Origin of the sequence: Nonomuraea sp. MG754425 (genome assembly GCF_021699195.1) — a bacterium.
Taxonomy (GTDB): Bacteria; Actinomycetota; Actinomycetes; order Streptosporangiales; family Streptosporangiaceae; genus Nonomuraea.
In genome coordinates, this window is record NZ_SSXE01000103.1 from 1 (window position 1) to 14,350 (window position 14,350).

General features: G+C 71.0%; 15 protein-coding genes and 1 pseudogene. 10 read left to right on the plus strand and 6 right to left on the minus strand.

Translation table 11 applies throughout. The features are described from left to right. Positions 1-293 (plus strand): annotated as a pseudogene (locus tag FAF44_RS30945) (DNA polymerase III subunit gamma and tau); the annotation flags it as partial. A 143-nt stretch (positions 294-436) separates the two neighbouring features. Here the strand turns inward: FAF44_RS30945 and FAF44_RS30950 are convergent. Next, complete coding sequence (locus FAF44_RS30950; protein WP_237106844.1) at positions 437-1,876, minus strand: GAF domain-containing protein; 1,440 nt, start codon at positions 1,874-1,876, stop codon at positions 437-439. 425 nt (positions 1,877-2,301) lie between these two features. On the opposite strand from FAF44_RS30950, the gene FAF44_RS30955 reads away from it, so the two are divergent. The 5 genes from FAF44_RS30955 to FAF44_RS30975 all read left to right on the plus strand — a co-directional run bounded on the left by FAF44_RS30955 (position 2,302) and on the right by FAF44_RS30975 (position 6,191). Continuing rightward, positions 2,302-2,652 carry a YbaB/EbfC family nucleoid-associated protein gene (locus FAF44_RS30955; protein ID WP_237106845.1) on the plus strand — a complete coding sequence of 117 codons (351 nt, stop codon included), beginning with the start codon at positions 2,302-2,304 and terminating at the stop codon, positions 2,650-2,652. A gap of 2 nt (positions 2,653-2,654) precedes the next feature. Then, positions 2,655-3,254, plus strand: a complete 600-nt coding sequence (gene recR / locus FAF44_RS30960) for a recombination mediator RecR (RefSeq protein ID WP_103957155.1) — start codon at positions 2,655-2,657, stop codon at positions 3,252-3,254. Continuing rightward, positions 3,247-3,777, plus strand: a complete 531-nt coding sequence (locus FAF44_RS30965) for a DUF5063 domain-containing protein (RefSeq protein WP_237106846.1) — start codon at positions 3,247-3,249, stop codon at positions 3,775-3,777. The genes recR and FAF44_RS30965 overlap by 8 nt, the downstream gene beginning before the upstream one ends. A gap of 84 nt (positions 3,778-3,861) precedes the next feature. Continuing rightward, the gene (locus FAF44_RS30970) at positions 3,862-5,136 is read left to right on the plus strand and encodes an aspartate kinase (protein ID WP_237106847.1); all 1,275 of its coding nucleotides are present in this window, start codon (positions 3,862-3,864) and stop codon (positions 5,134-5,136) included. Beyond that, positions 5,133-6,191 carry an aspartate-semialdehyde dehydrogenase gene (locus FAF44_RS30975; protein ID WP_237106848.1) on the plus strand — a complete coding sequence of 353 codons (1,059 nt, stop codon included), beginning with the start codon at positions 5,133-5,135 and terminating at the stop codon, positions 6,189-6,191. Before FAF44_RS30970 ends, FAF44_RS30975 begins: the two co-directional genes overlap by 4 nt. Before the next feature lie 68 nt (positions 6,192-6,259). Here the strand turns inward: FAF44_RS30975 and FAF44_RS30980 are convergent, their stop codons facing one another. Beyond that, entirely contained in the window at positions 6,260-7,225 is a 966-nt protein-coding gene (locus FAF44_RS30980) for a hypothetical protein (protein WP_237106849.1), read from the minus strand. A gap of 175 nt (positions 7,226-7,400) precedes the next feature. Here FAF44_RS30980 and FAF44_RS30985 point away from each other — a divergent pair, with 175 nt between their 5' ends. From FAF44_RS30985 to FAF44_RS31000, 4 genes are all read left to right on the plus strand, one after another. Further along, positions 7,401-8,069 (plus strand): TetR/AcrR family transcriptional regulator, encoded by a 669-nt coding sequence (locus FAF44_RS30985; RefSeq protein WP_237106850.1) that lies wholly within the window; start codon positions 7,401-7,403, stop codon positions 8,067-8,069. A gap of 69 nt (positions 8,070-8,138) precedes the next feature. Beyond that, on the plus strand, positions 8,139-9,080 hold the full coding sequence (locus FAF44_RS30990) for an LLM class F420-dependent oxidoreductase (RefSeq protein WP_237106851.1): 942 nt from the start codon (positions 8,139-8,141) through the stop codon (positions 9,078-9,080). 2 nt (positions 9,081-9,082) lie between these two features. Then, on the plus strand, positions 9,083-10,501 hold the full coding sequence (locus FAF44_RS30995; RefSeq protein ID WP_237106852.1) for an amidase: 1,419 nt from the start codon (positions 9,083-9,085) through the stop codon (positions 10,499-10,501). Positions 10,502-10,566: 65 nt separating this feature from the next. Continuing rightward, positions 10,567-10,914 (plus strand): YkvA family protein, encoded by a 348-nt coding sequence (locus FAF44_RS31000; protein ID WP_237106853.1) that lies wholly within the window; start codon positions 10,567-10,569, stop codon positions 10,912-10,914. On the opposite strand, the gene FAF44_RS31005 is transcribed toward FAF44_RS31000, so the two are convergent. From FAF44_RS31005 to FAF44_RS31020, 4 genes are all read right to left on the minus strand, one after another. Next, positions 10,911-12,107 carry an amidohydrolase family protein gene (locus FAF44_RS31005; RefSeq protein WP_237106854.1) on the minus strand — a complete coding sequence of 399 codons (1,197 nt, stop codon included), beginning with the start codon at positions 12,105-12,107 and terminating at the stop codon, positions 10,911-10,913. The two genes, FAF44_RS31000 and FAF44_RS31005, sit on opposite strands and share 4 nt — an antisense overlap. 155 nt (positions 12,108-12,262) lie before the next feature. Continuing rightward, on the minus strand, positions 12,263-13,006 hold the full coding sequence (locus FAF44_RS31010) for a tyrosine-protein phosphatase (protein WP_237106855.1): 744 nt from the start codon (positions 13,004-13,006) through the stop codon (positions 12,263-12,265). Between the two features lie 10 nt (positions 13,007-13,016). After that, on the minus strand, positions 13,017-13,847 hold the full coding sequence (locus FAF44_RS31015; RefSeq protein ID WP_237106856.1) for an SURF1 family protein: 831 nt from the start codon (positions 13,845-13,847) through the stop codon (positions 13,017-13,019). 20 nt (positions 13,848-13,867) lie between these two features. Next, a complete protein-coding gene (locus tag FAF44_RS31020) occupies positions 13,868-14,335 on the minus strand; it encodes a helix-turn-helix domain-containing protein (protein WP_237106857.1) in 468 nt (155 codons plus the stop codon). Between the last annotated feature and the right edge of the window lie 15 nt (positions 14,336-14,350).

The following is a 14,350-nucleotide window of genomic DNA, read 5'->3' on the forward strand; positions in this document are numbered from 1 at the left end:
GCCCCGATCCCACCCGGACGGTCGGCGTGACGGCGGGCGGCGGGCAGCCGGGCGCGGGCCGGGCCGCCGCCCGCTCGGCCGCCAAGGCGGCGGCGCAGGCTGGGCCGCGCGCCCCGGCCGCGCGGGGTGGGGCAGCGGCGTGGCCCGAGGCGGTCCCCAGCCGGGACAAGGGGCCCGAGTCAGACGACGTGGACCCGCTCAACGACGTGGACGCCGACGTGGACGCCGTCTCGGGCATGGCACTGCTGGAGAGGGAACTCGGCGCGCAGGTGATCGGCGAACTCGACCACTGACCTCGCCCGGACCCGGACCGGGACCTGGCTCAGGCCCATAACCCGCACCCAGACCTGGACACCCGCTCGCGGCCCCGACCCGCTGTTCACCGTTCGCGGGCACACGGCCGGCGGGCCGCCGCCTGGGAGAGGTGGTGGGGACGTCAGCGGAGGAGGCGGGAGCGGGCGGCGGCGGAGCGGAGGTCGGTCGCCGGGAGTTCGGCGAGCCGTTCCAGCATCTCGTAGTCGTCGCGCCCGTTGCACGTCTGCGCGTACGCCCACCAGTCGTCCGGCCCGCCGTTCCGCAGCAGGCAGGCGCGCACCTGGGCCTCGAGCTCGTCCCGCTCCCGCCTGATCACCGGCGACTCCGAGCGGGGCAGCAGCGGCCCCGGGTAGCCGCGCGCCAGCCCGGCCGGGTCGCCGTCGGCGAGGAGGCGGCGCACCGTCAGGAAGTCGGCCTCCACTGGGCAGTTCAGCCGGTACGGCTTGGCGGCGATGGCCTCCCCGAGCTGCGTGCGCAACCGGTGGATCTCGGCCCGGATCGTCACCGGGTTGCCGGCGTCGCCGTACAGGTGGAAGGAGAGCTGCTCGGCCGTGAGGCCGTGCGGGTGCAGGACCAGGAGGGCGAGGAGTTCGGCGTGCCGCATCGACAGGGGACGGTCGTGGTCGCCGTACGAGGCGGTCGGCGGCCCTTCGCCGAGCAGCGACAGGGTCAGCAGCGGCGGCCCGGCCGACGGCGCGGGGCGCAGGAGGAAACCGTCGGCGAAGGGTTCGAGGAGGGCGACGGTGCCGTCGCCGAGGATCGTGCGCCGGCCGGGCAGGTGCGTGGTCCGCTCCCCGAGGTGGACGCGCCCGCCCAGGTCCCCGGAGGGGTCGCCGGAGATGACGCGGCCGGTGGCCGACAGGAGGATGCCGGGGCGCGCGCGTAGCGACTCGTAGCGGCGGCGCAGGTGCTCGTCGCGCTCGTGCATGCGCAGGGCGAGTTGCGTCTCGGCGAGCTTGGCCGTGGCGGCGACCAGGGCGACGGTGGCCGGGTGCAGGTTGCGGGCGGTGCCGCTGACGTCGACGCAGCCGATGACGCGGCCGGAGTCGGGGTCGGTGATCGGGGCGGCGCTGCAGGACCAGACGTGCAGCACCCGCATCAGGTGCTCCTCCGAGTACACGTGCACGGGCAGGCCGGTGGCCAGGGCGGTGCCGATGCCGTTGGTGCCGACGTGGTGCTCGCCCCACTGGTGTCCGGTGGCCAGGCCGATCCGGTCGGCGCGGCTCATGATCGAGTGGTTGCCTTCGCGCCACAGAACACGTCCGTCACCGTCTGTGACGACCATGAGGTGGCCGGTCTCGTCGGCGGAGCCCGACAGCGTGTGGGCGAGCAGGGGCAGCAACGGTCGCAGGGGGTGGGTCTTGCGGATGTCCCTGACGGCGGCGGGATCGCAGACGAGCGGGGCGGACTTGCCGTCCGGGTCGATTCCGGCGTCCAGCGAGCGGCGCCAGGAAGCCTTGATCAGATGTCGGGGCGACTCCGGCCAGGCTCGGCCTGCCGCTGCGGCTTCGTGCGCTTTGCGTAGCAGTCGGGAGTACGCGTCGAGGTGTGCGTAACTCATTGGTCACTCCAAGTAGTCAATTAGAGCATCCGTCCTATGCCCGTCCGGCGCAACCCGTTCAGGGGGATTGCGGAGGGTGATTGATCGATCGCAACGTGTGTGCAACGTTGCTCCGCCTACGTTCGTGGCAACGCGTCGGCGTGGTGCGGCCGCTCCGCTGACGTGATGGCCGGGTCTCGGACGCTGGAGGGGGGCCGAGACCCGGCCAAAACACGCCGACGCACGACGGGACACGGACCTGAGGTCCAGGTCAGGACGACGGATTCCGATGGGAAACGCCGCTCTCACGGGGCACATCAGAGCGAGACGGATGTCGCGTACACAGATCCGGGGGCGAAACGGGGGAACCTCCCAGTACATGACGCCGCCCAAACACCGTAGGCTCGTGGCAGTCAAGAACGCGGAGCCACGAGGAGCGCACGACGGTGAATCCAGGGGATGTCAACCTGCAGCAGCTGTTGGAGCAGGCACAGCTCATGCAGCAGCAGCTTGTGAGCGCCCAGCAGGAGCTCAACGACGCGCAGATCGAGGGCTCGTCGGGCGGGGGCATGGTCACGGCCGTCGTCAACGGCTCGGGCGAGCTGCTCGAGCTCAAGATCGACCCGAGCGTGATCGACGCGGGCGACGCGCAGGACACCGCCGACACGATCGCCGACCTGGTGATCGCGGCGGTCCGCGACGCCGTGCGCGCGGCGGCCGATCTGCAGCAGGAGAAGCTCGGCCCGCTCGCCCAGGGGCTGGGTGGCGGCGGTCTCGGACAGTTGCCAGGGTTCTAGGCATGTACGAGGGGGTCGTCCAGAATCTGATCGACGAGCTGGGTCTGCTGCCCGGCGTCGGTCCCAAGAGCGCGCAGCGGATCGCGTTCCACCTGCTGGCGGCCGATCCAGCCGACGTCAAGCGGCTGGCGCACGCGTTGCTGGAGGTCAAGGAGAAGGTCCGGTTCTGCCGGGTCTGCGGGAACGTGGCCTCCGAGGAGGAGTGCCGCATCTGCCGTGACCCCCGCCGCGACACGCACGTCATCTGCGTGGTCGAGGAGTCGAAGGACGTCGTGGCGATCGAGAAGACGCGCGAGTTCCGCGGCACCTACCACGTGCTCGGCGGCGCGATCAGCCCGATCGACGGCGTCGGCCCCGACGACCTGCGCATCCGCGAGCTGATGACGCGCCTGGCCGACGGCCGCGTCACCGAGCTCATCCTCGCCACCGACCCCAACCTCGAGGGTGAGGCGACGGCTACCTACCTCGCCCGTCTGGTCAAGCCGATGGGCATCAAAGTGACACGACTGGCCAGCGGTCTGCCTGTGGGCGGTGATCTCGAGTACGCCGACGAGGTCACCTTGGGCCGCGCGTTCGAAGGACGGAGGTTGCTGGATGTCTGACCAGTGGAGCGTTCTGGCGGAAGAGGTCTCCGCGCACGCGCAGAACTACGTTGACGGGCTGACCAGGGTCGCGGGCGGTGAGGGTGGCGACGCCATCTGGTCGATCCTGCTGGTGGAGGTCGCCCAGATGAGCCTGGCGGGCGCCAAGCTGGGCGCCAACCGCGACGTCATCCTCGCGGGCAACTACGAGCCGCCGATGAGTGAGGACCCCGACATCGACGGTGTCCGTACGGCGCTGGCGGAGCGGCTGGAGGCGGTGGACGACTACGCCGAGGTGTTCGATCCGTACAAGGACACCAGCGTCACCCCGTACCGGCTGTCCGACGACCTGACCGCGGTGGCCGCCGATCTCATCCACGGGTTGCGTCACTACCACGCGGGGCGTCCACACGAGGCGTTGTGGTGGTGGCAGTTCTCCTACTTCAACACCTGGGGCAACCACGCGGGCGCCGCGATGCGCGCGCTGCAGGCCCTGGCGGCGCACTCGAGGCTCGACGTGGCCGAGGAAGCCACAACAGTCTGATCATCCACATAGTGGTACGAACCAACAGGCCCATGAGAGGCCCCCAGTAGACTGGCAGTTCACAGTCCTAACCGGGAGACTCTCGTGGCGCTCGTTGTGCAAAAGTACGGTGGTTCGTCCGTCGCCGACGCGTCCTGCATCAAGCGGGTCGCGCAGCGGATCGTCACGACGAAAAAAGCCGGCAACAACGTGGTCGTGATCGTCTCCGCCATGGGTGACACGACCGACGAGCTGCTCGACCTGGCCGAACAGGTGTCGCCGCTGCCTCCGGGCCGTGAGCTCGACATGCTGCTGACGTCGGGCGAGCGCATCTCGATGGCCCTGCTGGCGATGGCGATCGCCAACCTCGGCCACGAGGCCCGCTCGTTCACCGGCTCGCAGGCGGGTGTGATCACCAACTCCTCGCACGGCAAGGCGCGCATCATCGACGTGACGCCCGGCCGTATCCAGGAGGCGCTCAATCAGGGCCACATCGCGATCGTGGCCGGCTTCCAGGGCGTTTCGCAGGACACCAAGGACATCACCACGCTCGGCCGGGGCGGCTCCGACACCACGGCCGTGGCCCTCGCGGCGGCGCTCAACGCCGACGTGTGCGAGATCTACACCGACGTCGACGGCATCTTCACCGCCGACCCGCGCATCGTGTCGGCGGCACGCCAGATCCCCAAGATCTCCTACGACGAGATGATGGAGATGGCCGCCTGCGGCTCGAAGATCCTGCATCTGCGCTGCGTCGAGTACGCGCGGCGGTTCAGCCTGCCGATCCACGTACGCAGCTCGTTCAGCACCAAGGAAGGCACGTGGGTCGTCTCCGACCCTTACACCGAAGGAACCGAGATGGAGCAGCCGATCATCTCCGGCGTCGCGCACGACCGGAGCGAGGCCAAGATCACTGTTGTCGGGGTGCCCGACAAGGTCGGCGAGGCTGCCACGATCTTCAAAACGCTGGCCGACGCCGAGATCAACATTGACATGATCGTGCAGAACGTCTCGGCCGCCGCCACGGGTCGCACGGACATCTCGTTCACGCTGCCCACGGCCGACAGCCAGACGGCGCTGACATCGCTGAAGAAGATCCAGCCCCGGATCGGGTTCGAGTCGCTGCTGTTCGACGACCAGATCGGGAAGGTGTCGCTGATCGGCGCGGGCATGCGCTCGCACCCCGGCGTCACGGCGACGTTCTTCGCGGCCCTCGCCGACGCGGGGGTCAACATCGAGATGATCTCCACCTCGGAGATCCGCATCTCGGTGGTCGTCGAGCAGGACGGCGTCGACGCGGCCGTGACGGCCGCGCACCGCGCCTTCGATCTCGACTCCGACCAGGTCGAAGCCACGGTGTACGGAGGTACCGGACGATGAGCAGGCCCAATCTCGCGTTGATCGGCGCGACCGGCGCCGTGGGCACCGTCATGCGCGACATCGTGTCGACGCGTGAGGACATCTGGGGCGAGATCCGTCTCGTCGCCTCCCCGCGTTCGGCGGGCAAGGTGCTCCGGGTGCGGGGCGAGGACGTCGTCGTGCGGGCGCTGGCGCCCGAGGTGTTCGACGGCATCGACATCGCCATCTTCGACGTGCCCGACGAGGTGTCGGCCGAGTGGGCGCCGATCGCCGCCGGGCGCGGCGCGATCGTCGTCGACAAGTCCGGCACGTTCCGCATGGAGCCCGACGTCCCGCTGGTCGTGCCCGAGGTCAATCCGCTCGACGCGCGCGAGCGGCCGCGCGGCATCATCTCGACCCCCAACTGCACGACGCTGTCGATGATGGCGGCCATGGGGGCGCTGCACGCCGAGTTCATCCTCACCGAGCTGGTCGTCGCCTCCTACCAGGCGGTGTCCGGCGCGGGCGTGGCCGGCTCCGCGCGGCTGTACGACGAGATCGAGGCGCTGGCGGGCGACCGCACGATCGGCCAGGCCGCGGGCGACGTGCGCAAGGCGCTGGCCAACAAGCTGACGGAGGAGTCGCCGTTCCCCGCGCCCATCGCGTTCAACGTGGTGCCGTGGGCGGGCTCCAGCAAGCCCGACGGCTGGGCCTCCGAGGAGCTGAAGCTCCGCAACGAGTCCCGCAAGATCCTCGGCATCCCCGACCTGAAGGTCTCCGCGACCTGCGTGCGGGTGCCGGTGGTCACGACGCACTCGCTGGCCGTGCACGCGCGGTTCGCGCGCGAGATCACGGTCGCCGACGCGCACCGCGTCCTTGAGGCGGCGCCGACGGTGGTGCTGATGGACGACCCGGAGAACGGCGTCTGGCCGACGCCGCTCGACGTGGTGGGCACCGACCCGACCTACGTGGGCCGTGTCCGTCAGGCGATCGACTTCCCGAACACGCTCGACCTGTTCGTGTGCGGCGACAACCTGCGCAAGGGCGCCGCGCTCAACGCGGCGGAGATCGCCGAGCTGGTCGCCACCGAGCTCTGACCTGCCGTTCCCGAGGTGTGACGCCGTGCGTTCCGCACGGCGTCACACCTTTTTCTCGTCCGGCTCTGTCACCGGAACAGGATGTCCCAGTGGCTGTGCTCGTCCGCGAACGTGGTGCCGGAGTCCGACTTGTAGAGGCGGGCTCCGTCGCCTCGCACCCCGGCCTTGTGATGATTTTTCGTGATGTGCCGGTCGATGCAGTCATTGTGTGAGATGTCGAGCTTGTAGCCGTTCCCGTGGCTGAAGTGGCCGGGCGCGTGGCCGCGTTCCGTCCCACCGGTCACCATGATCGGGCAGCCGCTCTCCCGCTTCAGCTCGATGGCCCTGGCGACGGTCCCGGTCCGTACCGAGTCGAGCGACGTGCAGCGGCGCCCGTGCTTACTGGCGCAGTTGCCGGTGGACTTCGTCCGCAGTCCGGCGCTCTCCAGCCAGCCGCTGGCGGTGGCGTGGGTCATGCGGACCGCGGCCATCCTGGGCAGGGTGCGCGTCAGATCGACCTGAGCGCGCCTGTGCGCGGCGCGTGGACGCGCTTTGGGCATCCGGGCCGCCCTTCTGCGCACCGGGCTCTTCAGCGCCTTCGTGGCGGCTCCGCGCGCACCGGCCGCACCGGCAGCGGCAGCGGCAGCAGCCGGGGCGGCGCCCGACGCGGCGCCCGGCAGTGTGCCGGTCGTCGTCCGGGAGTCGTCGGCCCGCTCCGCCTTCGTCGCGTCGTCGCCGGCCGCGCGCTCGGCGACCACCTCGGCCCGTCCCACGGCGGCCAGCGGCCAGCGCGGGTCGGTCGGCGGCCAGTCCGGCAGCTCCGCCAGGCGCCCGTGGACCAGCACGAGCCGCTCGAACGCCCAGGGCCGCTGCCCCATGTCATTGGCGTCAGAGAGGAACTCGGCCGGCGTCCGGGCCGTCCCGGTGACAGGCTCCGCCTCGTACGGCCCGCTCTCGGCCGGCGACCCTTCGGGGTGGGTGTCGGCGGATGCGGCCGAGGCCAGCGCGATTATGGAGATCTCAATGCCGAGGAGCGCGACGACGATGAGTCGCACTGTTCCACGTATCCACATGTCGATGCCTTTTCGCGGAAATTAGCCCTTCCGCCACAAACGACAATCCCACCTTTCACCGGCGATAACTCATGCAGCGGGGGCAACTTTGCCTTGTGGCGGTGATCACCGTGCGGCTCCATGACCTAACCTCGCTTCACGACGTAAAGTGACGAACGTGTCCGAAGCCCGAAACCGAGGATCGGAGAGCACCAGAGAGGTCATCGTCGAGGCGGCCTTGCGACTGTTCAGGGAGCGCGGCTTCGACGCGACCACGATGCGTGCCATCGCCGCCGAGGCGGGGGTGTCCGTCGGCAACGCCTACTACTACTTCGACGGCAAAGAGGCGCTGATCCAGGCGTACTACGATCGCGCCCAGGCCGAGCACGAGGCGGCGTGCAGGGAGTTCCTGGCCACCGAAGACTCGTTCGCCGAGCGTCTCGACGGTGTGTTGCGCGAGTGGGTGCGGGTCTCCGAGCCGTACCACGAGTTCGCCGTGAAGTTCTTCAAGCACGCGGCCGAGCCGGCCAACCCGCTCAGCCCGTTCAACAAGCAGTCCTCGCCGGCCCGCGAGGCGTCGATCGCCATCTACCGGGAGGTCGTGGAGGGTTCGCGCGACCGGATGGACGCCGAGCTGCGCGCGGAGCTGCCCGAGCTGCTGTGGTTGCTGTCCATGGGAATGGTGCTGTTCTGGGTGCACGACACCTCGCCGGGGTGCGCCCGTACGTACCGGCTGATCGAGGTCACGGTGCCGCTGGTGGACCGGCTCGTCGGGCTGTCGCACCTGCCGGGGCTGCGGGGGATCACGAAGGACTTCATCGGGGTGGTCCACGAGCTGCGCGCCTAGGGGAACATACCGGTCGGTTGGTAAGGTCGGGCTACCCCGACGATCTGGAGGCCGCGTATGAACTGGGGCATGACGATTCCCTTCTACGACCGCTCGCTGGCGAAGTCGCAGGACCTCATCGCGGAGCTGCCGGGGCTCGGCTACACCGACCTGTGGTCGGCCGAGGTGAACGGGACCGACGGGTTCGTGCCGCTCGCCCTGGCCTCGCAGTGGGCGCCGGGGGCCAGGCTGGGCAGCGCCATCGTGCCCGCCTCCACGCGCGGCCCGGGGCTGCTGGCCATGTCCGCGGCCACGCTGGCCGACCTGGCGCCGGGACGGTTCGTGCTGGGCATCGGCTCCTCCTCGCCGGCGATCGTCGAGCGGTGGAACGCGGGCACGTTCGACAAGCCGTACGCGCGGACCCGCGACACGCTGCGCTTCCTGAAGAAGGCGCTGGCGGGGGAGAAGGTCTCGGAGGCGTACGAGACGTTCGAGGTCAAGGGCTTCAAGCTGGAGCGGGCCCCGAAGACGCCGCCCAGGATCGTGCTGGCGGCGCTGCGCCCCAGGATGTTGCGCCTGGCCGCCGAGGAGGCCGACGGCGCCATCACGAACTGGCTCTCGCCCGGCGACGTGCGCAAGGTGCGCGCCGAGATCGGGGACGGCACCGAGCTGATCGCCCGCCTGTTCGTCTGCGTGGACGAGGACACCGAGCGCGTCCGGCAGACCGCCAGGTGGATGCTGGCCAGCTACCTCACCGTCCCGGTGTACGCGGCCTTCCACGACTGGCTGGGCCGCGGCGAGGTGCTGCGCCCGATGCACGAGGCGTGGGCGGCGGGCGACCGGCAGGCCGCGCTCAAGGCCATCCCCGACGAGGTGGTGGACGACCTGATCGTGCACGGCGACGCCGCCACCTGCCGGGCCCGCGTCAAGGAGTACATGGCCAACGGGCTCGACACCCCCGTCCTCGCCCCCATCCCGGGCGGCGACGTCCCCATCGACCAGGCGGTACGCGAGCTGGCTCCGGAAAGGTAGCGATGCACGAGCTGCTGAGACTGGACGCGACCGGCCAGGCGCAGGCGATCAGGGACGGCCAGGTGTCGCCGCGCGAGCTGACCGAGGCCGCGATCGCGCGCATCGAGGCCGCCGACGGCGAATTGAACGCGGTCGTCCACCGCCGCTTCGAACGCGCGCTGGCCGAGGCCGGCACGATCCCCGAGGACGCGCCCTTCCGCGGCGTGCCGATCCTGCTCAAGGACCTGGGCTGGCGGGAGTCGGGGGAGCCGTACAGCGCGGGCTCCGACGTGCGCGACGGGCTGACGGACGCCCCGGACGGCTACGGCGTCGTACGGCTGCGCGAAGCCGGCTTCGTGCTGCTCGGACGGACGAACACCCCCGAGTTCGGCAGCACGATCACCACGGAGCCGGTGGCGTTCGGGCCGACGGCGAACCCGTACGACCTGGCGTACTCGCCGGGTGGCTCCAGCGGCGGTTCTGCGGCGGCGGTGGCGGCCGGGATGGTGGCGCTGGCCACCGCGAGCGACGGCGGCGGGTCGATCCGCATCCCCGCGTCGCTGTGCGGCCTGGTGGGGCTCAAGCCGACGCGCGGGCGGGTCAGCCTGGGGCCGGCGCTGGGCGAGGGGTGGAGCGGGTTCTCGTGCCCCGGGTTCGTCACCAGGAGCGTGCGCGACACGGCTGCGGCGCTCGACGTCGTCGCCGGCGCCTACCCCGGTGACCCGTACGCCGCGCCGTCCCTGCCGCGCCGGCTCGCCGAGGAGGTGGGCCGGGACCCGGGCCGGTTGCGGATCGGGTTCCTGACCGCGCATCCCCGGGGTGACGTGCCGGAGTCGCCTGAGCTGGCCGAGGCTGTGGTCGGGGCCGCCGCGCTGCTGGAGTCGCTCGGCCACGGCGTCACGCCGGGCGGGCCGCGGGCGATGGGCGAGCCCGACTTCCCGCGCCACTTCGGCGCCATCGTGGCCGACAATCTGGGCGCGCTCGTCGCGGGGCTGGGCGAGCTGCGCGGCAAGCCCGTCGATCCGGAGGAGCTGGAGCCGCGCAACGCCGCCATGGTGCGGACGGCGCGCGGTCGCAGCGCCCCCGACCACATCAGGTCACTCCAGTGGATGGACGGCTTCCGCCGCCGCATGTCCGCCTGGTGGGACGAGGGCTACGACCTGCTGCTGATGCCGTCGCTGGGCGTGCCGCCGTTCCCGCTGGGCTGGATCCCGCCCGACGACCTCAGCCTCGCCCTGGGCCGTACCGCGCACGCGGTCTCCTTCACCTCGCCGATCAACGCCACGGGCTGGCCCGCCGTGTCGCTGCCGCTGCACAGGACCGCCGCGGGCCTGCCGGTCGGCGTGCAGCTCGCCGCCCCGTCCGGCCGGGAGGACCTCCTCGTGCGGGTGGCCGCGCAGATCGAGCGGGCCAGACCCTTCGAGCACACCGCCATGCCCTGAAGGCAGGGAACTCCTACCCCCGGCGACGCGTTATGTCGTGAAAAGCCGGGGGTAGAGGTGATCGCATGATGGCGAAGGCAGCACGGACCGCGGCGGCGTGGCGGACCTACCGCGAGGTGACCAAGCCCGGGTCGCCCAAACTCATGGCCAGGGTCAGGGCCGTCCCGCGGATGGTCGGCGCGGTGCTGCGCGGCGACTACGCCGGCATGGGCAAGGGCAAGCTGGGCCTGCTCGGCCTCGGCGTCGTCTACCTCGTGTCACCGATCGATGTGATTCCCGACTTCCTCATGGTGATCGGCGTGGCCGACGACTTCGGCGTGTTCCTGTGGATGATCGGCACGCTGCTCGGCGAGAGCGGGCGCTACGTGCAGCACGAGCGCGCCGTGATCCAGGCTCGGCCCGAAGAGACCTAGATCTCCTCCATCCGCAGCCACGCCCGCGAGGGCAGCGGGTGCCCGAAGAGGCGGGCGGCGTTGCCGTAGGCGACCCTGGCGACGTCGGCCGGCGGCAGCGCGCCGAGGTTGCGCGCCACCGACTTCTGCGTGTCCGGCCAGGTGGAGTCGGAGTGGGGGTAGCCGCTCTCCTGCAGTACGTGGTCGAGGCCGACGGCGAGCCGCACCCCCGACAGGGCGTGGTCGTCGAGGGTGCCGAAGAAGAAGTTGCGGCGCAGCACCTCGCTGGGCTTGAGCCCGCCCTCCCACGACGCCTCCCCGGCGACCGGGTGGTCGAGCGCGTAGTCGGCGCGCTCGGCCAGCATCGGCAGCCAGCCCACGCCGCCCTCGACGATGAGGATGCGCAGCGAGGGGAAGCGCAGCGGCAGCCCCGACCAGAGCCAGTCGGCGCAGGCGAACATGGCGCTGGTCGGCATCAGCGTGGTGATGGCCTCGATGGGCGTGTCGGGTGACGGCACCGGCGACCAGGAGGAGTCGCCGGTGTGCAGGCACACCACGGTGCCGGTCTCCTCGCAGGCGGCGAAGAACGGGTCCCAGTGGCCGGTGTGGATGGACGGCAGCCGCAGCCGGGTGGGGAACTCGGGGAAGACCACGGCCTTGAAGCCCCGGGCGGCGTTGGCGCGGATCTCCTTGGCCGCCACGTCGGGGTCGGGCAGCCACGGGAGCTGCAGGCCGATGACCCGCTCGGGGTAGGTGCCGGCCCAGACGTCGATGTGCCAGTCGTTCCACGCCTTGACCAGGGCCAGGCCCAGCTCCTGGTCGCGGGTCCTGGCGAACGGCATGCCGGCCTGCCCGGCGAGCATGCCGGGGAAGCAGAGCGCGGCCCAGATGCCGGCGACGTCCATGTCCTGGATGCGGGCCTCGATGTCGTGGCAGCCGGGGCGCATGTGCTCGAACCTGATCGGATCGAGGGTGCGCTGCTCGCGGGGCAGCCCCGCGCCCACGTCGATGCCGGCGCACGGGTAGGTGGCGCCGTTGTAGCGCCAGACCTGGTGACCCGCCTCCGTCTCGACTACCTTGGGCGCGACCTCGGCGTGTTTGTCCGCCAGGCGGCCCTCGAACAGGTCGGGAGGCTCGATCAGGTGATCGTCGGCAGAGATGATCACATAGTCGCGCCGCCGGGGGTCAGGGTCGGGGAGCAGCGGCGTAGTCACGCAGGTAACCGTACGACGACGGGATAACGTCGAACAAGCTGCGACGTATCCGTTGGGTCTCCGAGAGGTGTTGACCCGGGACCGCCGGGAGGGGGTTGGCTGGCGATCCCGGGAGTGGCAGGCCCGCCTCGCGCAGGGACGGGCCCGCATCGCCACTACCCCGCCGGGATCGGATCAGTCAGCAAATGCCGGCGAAGTTCGGCGACGGCGGCCGGCGGGAGCCCGATCACCTGTGTGACGTATGTCTCGACGGAGCCGTGCCGGGCCGTGAGCTCGGTGAGGAAGATGCGCATGGCCTCGGCGGGCGCGAGCCCGAAGCCCGGCCACAGGGGCATGCCGGGGTGCCTCCTGGTCCAGTCGGCGATGAAACGTTCGGTGGCCAGGCCGGTGAGCGCGTAGTCCGCCACGATGTCGTCCTCGCCGACGCCCACCAGTGACAGCACCAGCGCGGTGAGGATCCCCGTACGGTCCTTGCCCGCCGCGCAGTGGACGACCACGGGCGCGCTGGCGTCCCGCGTGATCGTCTCCAGGGCGGTCCTGAGGTTCTCGAGGCCGTCCTCGGAGACCTCGAGGTAGCGGTCGGCGAGGTAGCGGGCGATGCCCACCTCCTCGGCGTAGGCGTCGACGTCCCAGCGACGGCGCTCGATGGGCAGGTTCTGGTAGTGCTGCCCCTCGCTCTCGGGGACGCGTCCCGCACTCTCGACCTCGTGCGGGTGGCGCAGGTCGATGACGCTGCGCACGCGCAGCGCCCGGAAGGCCGTCAGGTCGTCGCCGGCCAGCCAGCCGAGTGAGTCGGCCCGGTAGAGCCGCTGCCACCTGACGGTGCGCCCGTCGCCGGCGGCATATCCACCTACGTCGCGGAAGTTGCAGAGATTGGCGAATTCAATGTGGCGGATCATTTTTCCCACACTAATTGGCGGGTGCCGTCGCCTCCTGGGCGCCGGGAGCGTCCCCGGCTTCCCGCGTGGCCTCCTGGGCGGTGCGTTCGGCCAGCTCACGCCGGATCAGCAGGGCCCAGCCGCCGACCGCGATCCCGATGAACAGCCACCACTGGATGCCGTAGGCGAGGTTGAGCCCGCCTCCGGCGCCGACGTCGGGCGCGGGCACCGGCGCGGGGGCCGTGGCGGGCTCGGGCCGCTGCTCGGTGAGTTCGACGTACCCGCCCACGAGGCCGTAGGGGAGCCCCTGGCCGATCTTGCCCGTGTCGATCAGCAGCACCTGGCCGGCCGGCAGTCCGGGCCGGTCGGTGATCCCGCTGTTCTGCTCGGTCTCGCCGGGACGTAGCCGCCCGGTGACAGTTATCTGCCCCGAAGGCGCGGCGGGCACCTCGGGGGCGGCGTCGGCGGTGGCCCCGGCGGGCACCCAGCCCCGGTTGACGATCACCGCCGTGCCGCTTCCGGTGACCAGCGGCGTCAGGACGTAGTAGCCGTTGTGGCCCTCCTGCGGGCGGCGGCGGACGAGCAGTTCGTGGGCCGCGTCGTACGTGCCGGCGACCGTGATCCGGCGGAACCGGTCGTCCTCCTTGACCTGCTGCCCGGCGGCGGCGAGCCGGTCCATCGGCACGGGGGCGGCCTCGATGTTGGCGGTCACCCGGTCGCTGTTGGCCGAGCGCTCCTCGAAGCGGCCGAACTGCCAGCGCCCGAGGAACACGAAGGCGGGGATGACCAGCAGCACCACCACGTGGAGCGTGAGCCATCTGGGCGTCAGCAGGAACCGGTACACGCCTTCCAGACTAGGCATGGGTGCCGGTGGTCCCGCACTCAGGCGCGGTGGAGGTCGGCTTCTTCGCCCGGGATGGGGGTGACCTCGCGCGGCCCGCCCACCTCGTGCCCCTTGGCGCAGCGCAGCCACTGCTCGACGGGGGCGCCGCAGTCGCGGTGGGTGAGCAGCACCGGCGGGCCCTCGTCGCCGGCGAGGTACTTGTCGCCCCAGTGCATGAGCGCGACCAGCAGGGGATACAGGTCGCGGCCCTTCTCGGTGAGGCGGTACTCGTCGCGCTGCCGCTGCCCCGGCTCGCGGTAGGGCTCCTTGCGCAGCAGGCCCTCGTCGACCAGCCGGGCCAGGCGCGCGCTGAGCACCTGGCGGGGGGCGCCCGTGATCGCCTGCATGTCGGCGAACCTGCGCACCCCGGCGAACGCCTCGCGCAGCACCAGGAAGGTCCACTTCTCCCCGACGATGTCCAGGGTGCGCTCGATGGAGCAGTTGTTCACCCGGAAGGGAACGTTCATTTACGCATCATACCT